The sequence below is a fragment of the Anaerotruncus sp. 1XD42-93 genome (assembly GCF_009917605.1).
Taxonomy (GTDB): domain Bacteria; phylum Bacillota; class Clostridia; order Oscillospirales; family Ruminococcaceae; genus Anaerotruncus.
Genome location: NZ_QZEG01000107.1, coordinates 1 through 4,349, shown reverse-complemented (window position 1 = coordinate 4,349; position 4,349 = coordinate 1). Strand labels below are relative to the sequence as shown.

Below are 4,349 nucleotides of genomic sequence, written 5' to 3'. Positions count from 1 at the left end.
CGCATGTTGTTTTGGGTTCCCGACCAAAACAACGCCCTTCGCTTCTCGGGCTTTCAGCCCGAAGCGCGCTTGCGCGCGACGCTCGGGCAGGATGCGCCTCACGGGCTAGGGGGCACCGGGCGCATGTTGTTTTGGGTTCCCGACCAAAACAACGCCCTTCGCTTCTCGGGCCTTCGGCCCGAAGCGCGCTTGCGCGCGACGCTCGGGCAGGATGCGCCTCACGGGCTAGGGGGCAGTGCCCCCTCCCCGTGTGCCCCTCCCCGATAGGGCAAAGTGCGCTTTTTATCTGTCCTTTATCCAAAAGTTTCGTCCACCTTTTCAAAGGTGGCGGGGCCGAGGGGCGGAGCCCCCGCCGCCGCGCGCACGCGGCGGAATGCTTTCTCCTGTGAAGCGCGTTTTTCGGGTGAATTGCCGCGGAGCGGCAAGAGGGGGCTTTTTGCAAGTGAAAAAGCCCCCTGCATAAAGAATGCTGAACAGGTTTCAAGGGGCATTGCCCCTTGAAATGTACTTTTCGTTCTTTTTCGTGCATCCGGAAAGAAACCTCCCGTATCCCCTGCCGCTTGCGGCACACCTCTTAAAGAGGTAAGGTACTGCACCGCTGTACATCTTTTCAAAAATCGCGGGGTCAAGGGGCAGCGCCCCTTGATTCTGTATGTCTATCAAACCCCCGAGCCGGAAGGAAGGAACCGCCACGTGACTAATTTTGATCTGAACCAGATACCACCGTCGGTCGCCCAGAACCTGATCCGGATGACCGACGAGGAATTCAACCGTCTGACCTCATTCGTCAAACAGAAATACGGCATTGACCTGACCAAAAAAAGGACCCTGATTGAAGGAAGGCTGACCAATGAGCTGCGAAAACGCGGGCTGACCTCATTTTCTCAATATCTTGACGTCCTCTTCAAGGATTCCTCGGGGACAGAATTTGTCACCCTGCTGAACAAACTGACCACCAACCTCTCCTATTTCATGCGGGAAAACGAGCATTTTGAATATTTCCGCAAACAGGTCCTGCCAAATTTTGAACGTACCCGGAGGGGGGAGCTGCGCATCTGGAGCGCCGGCTGTTCAACCGGGCAGGAACCCTATAACATCGCTATGTATCTCGACGATTATTTCGGCTCCCGCAAGCGCTCGTGGGATACCCGCGTCCTTGCGACCGATATTTCAATGAACGTGCTCACCAAGGCCAAGGCGGGCATCTACCTGGAGGAGGACCTCAAGGACATCCCCCCAGCCTGGCGCACCAAATATTTCAACAAGATCGGCAACAATCAGGTGCAGGTCTGCGAGCAGATCCGGCGGGAGGTCATCTTCCGGCCGCTCAACCTGATGGACCCGTTCCAGTTCAAAAAGCCGATGGACCTGATCTTCTGCCGCAACGTGATGATCTATTTTGACGGGCCCACCAAGGCGAACCTTGTGCGGAAGTTCTACGACTGGACTGCCAAAGGCGGCTATCTGTTCATCGGCCATTCGGAGAGCATCAACAACGACAACACCAAATATACCTATATCCAGCCTGCAATTTACCAGAAGAAAGGGTGATACGGATGCCAATGATGGGAAAGATCAAGCTGCTGATCGTTGACGATTCCCTGTTTTTTCGCAAATCGTTAGAGCGGGGGCTGTCAAAGGACCCCAGAATTGAAATCGTCGGAATGGCTGGAGACGCCTTCGAGGCAATGGACAAAATCCGTCTTTTAAAACCCGATGTGGTGACGATGGACGTCGAGATGCCCAAGATGAACGGCATCGACTTCATCAAAAAGCTGATCCCGCAGAACCCGCTGCCGGTGATCGTCATCAGCGCGCTGCCGATCAATACGTTTGACGCGCTCGACGCCGGTGCGGTTGACTTTGTCAAAAAACCCGAGATCAAGTCCCCCGGCGACATGCAGATGTTCATGAACGATCTGATTGTCAAGATCAAGATCGCGTCGACCGCGCAGGTCCGGCGGCTGCGGCCCACTTCGGCTGCCGCGGCTCCCCTGCCCACCCTCAGCAGCATTGCCGCGGGGAAAACAAACACCCTGATCGCGATCGGCGCTTCCACCGGCGGTACCGAAGCGATCCTGGAGGTGGTGCGCGATCTGCCCAAAACTACCCCCGGCATTGTGATCGTCCAGCATATGCCGCCGGTCTTTACGAATATGTATGCGCAGCGCCTCGACCGGATCTGCAAGATGCAGGTCAAGGAAGCGGTAACCGGCGACCGGGTCGAGACCGGAAAAATCATCATCGGCGCGGGCGGGCTCCAGCTCCGGGTCGCCAAGGATACCCGCGGCTATTACGTCAAGAGCGAAGGCACTGCCAAGATCGGCGGGTTCTGCCCGGCTGTTGACGTGCTGTTCGATTCGGTTGCCGAGCACGCGGGCCGGAATTCCCTCGGCGTCATCCTCACCGGCATGGGCGCGGACGGCTCCAAGGGCCTGCTTAAAATGCGCAAGGCCGGCGCTTACACGATCGGGCAGGACAAGGATAGCTGCGTGGTTTATGGGATGCCGATGGTCGCCTACAACATCGGCGCGGTCCAGAAGCAGCTCCCCCTGGATAAAATCGGCGGCGAGATCATCCGCCATCTCAACGGCAAATAAAGCCAGAAGCACCATCCGTTTGGATGGTGCTTTTTCACGTCCGGCCGAAACTGGGGTGTCCTCCCCCCTCCCCGCCCGCCGGAGCAGCGTACACAACCCAGCCGGTGCTTGGAAACGGCGGAAAAAGGGTTGATTGCAGAAAAAATACCTCTGTAAGCAGTAACAGCTTGCAGAGGTATGGTACGCCCGACAGGATTCGAACCTGCGACCTTGTGAGTCGGAGTCACACGCGCTATCCAACTGCGCCACGGGCGCGCGTCCCTTTTTCAAGAACTCCCTTATTATATCACATATCTTCCGGAAATGCAAACACTTTTTACCGAAATCAGCAAAAAATCTGTAGATAGGCCTATTTTGCAGAGCGCTCCAACCGCTGCACGCAAAAGGACGCTTGACAGTGCCCGGTTTCCAGGCTATAATAAAAATCGAAGAGGGCGCTGCGACAAGCGGTCAGCCCGGATGGGTTAAGGCTTCTGTTGAGAAACCGTCACCGGCCAGGGTGGCGGTTTCTGCCTTTTATCCGTATCGTTACGGTATATCCAAAGATATGTAACGTTATGGTAATTGGCATCGCCTCACCCCCTTTCGGGTGGTGTGGCCGACCGCCTGCCGTTGTTGCAGCGCCCGCACTCATTTTATCATGGGACTGGTTTCCAGTCAAGAAAAAGGACGCTTGACAGTGCCCGGTTTCCAGGCTATAATAAAAATTGAAGAGGGCGCCGCGACAAGCGGTCAGCCCCGGTTAGTTTGGTTTACTTAAAGAAGAAACCGTCACTTGGCCGAGTGGCGGTTTCTGCCTTTTATCCGTATCGTTACGGTATATCCAAGGATATGTAACGTTATGGTAATTGGCATCGCCTCACCCCCTTTCGGGTGGTGTGGCTGACTGCCTGCCGTTGTTGCAGCGCCCGCACTCATTTTATCATGGGACTGGTTTCCGGTCAAGAAACCGGACGCTTGACAGTGCCCGGTTTCCAGGCTATAATAAAAATCGAAGAGGGCGCCGCGACAAGCGGTCAGCCCGGATCGTTTAGAGTTTCAATGAGAAACCGTCACTTGGCCGAGTGGCGGTTTCTGCCTTTTATCCGTATCGTTACGGTATATCCAAGGATATGTAACGTTATGGTAATTGGCATCGCCTCACCCCCTTTCGGGTGGTGTGGCCGACCGCCTGCCGTTGTTGCAGCGCCCGCACTCATTTTATCATGGGACTGGTTTCCAGTCAAGAAACCGGACACTTGACAGTGCCCGGTTTCCAGGCTATAATAAAAATCGAAGAGGGCGCCGCGACAAGCGGTCAGCCCGGTTTGGTGAAATTTTCATAAGAAACCGTCACTTTGCCGAGTGGCGGTTTCTGCCTTTTATCCGTATCGTTACGGTATATCCAAAGATATGTAACGTTATGGTAATTGGCATCGCCTCACCCCCTTCCGGGTGGTGTGGCCGACCGCCTGCCGTTGTTGCAGCGCCCGCACTCATTTTATCATGGGACCGGTTTCCAGGCTATAATAAAAATTGAAGAGGGCGCCGCGACAAGCGGTCAGCCCCGGTTAGTTTGGTTTACTTAAAGAAGAAACCGTCACTTGGCCGAGTGGCGGTTTCTGCCTTTTATCCGTATCGTTACGGTATATCCAAGGATATGTAACGTTATGGTAATTGGCATCGCCTCACCCCCTTTCGGGTGGTGTGGCTGACCGCCTGCCGTTGTTGCAGCGCCCGCACTCATTTTATCATGGGACTGGTTTCCAG

General features: G+C 55.2%; 2 protein-coding genes and 1 tRNA gene. 2 read left to right on the top strand and 1 reads right to left on the bottom strand.

Annotated elements, in window-relative coordinates; all coding sequences use genetic code 11:
* Nucleotides 1-741 precede the first annotated feature (741 nt).
* Together D5269_RS16865 and D5269_RS16860 are read left to right on the top strand one after the other, a co-directional pair.
* The gene (locus D5269_RS16865; protein WP_031219564.1) at nt 742-1,551 is read left to right on the top strand and encodes a protein-glutamate O-methyltransferase CheR; all 810 of its coding nucleotides are present in this window, start codon (nt 742-744) and stop codon (nt 1,549-1,551) included.
* Between the two features lie 5 nt (nt 1,552-1,556).
* On the top strand, nt 1,557-2,600 hold the full coding sequence (locus D5269_RS16860; RefSeq protein WP_031219563.1) for a chemotaxis response regulator protein-glutamate methylesterase: 1,044 nt from the start codon (nt 1,557-1,559) through the stop codon (nt 2,598-2,600).
* Between the two features lie 178 nt (nt 2,601-2,778).
* Here D5269_RS16860 and D5269_RS16855 read toward each other — a convergent pair.
* Nucleotides 2,779-2,855 (bottom strand) — tRNA-Arg (locus tag D5269_RS16855).
* Between the last annotated feature and the right edge of the window lie 1,494 nt (nt 2,856-4,349).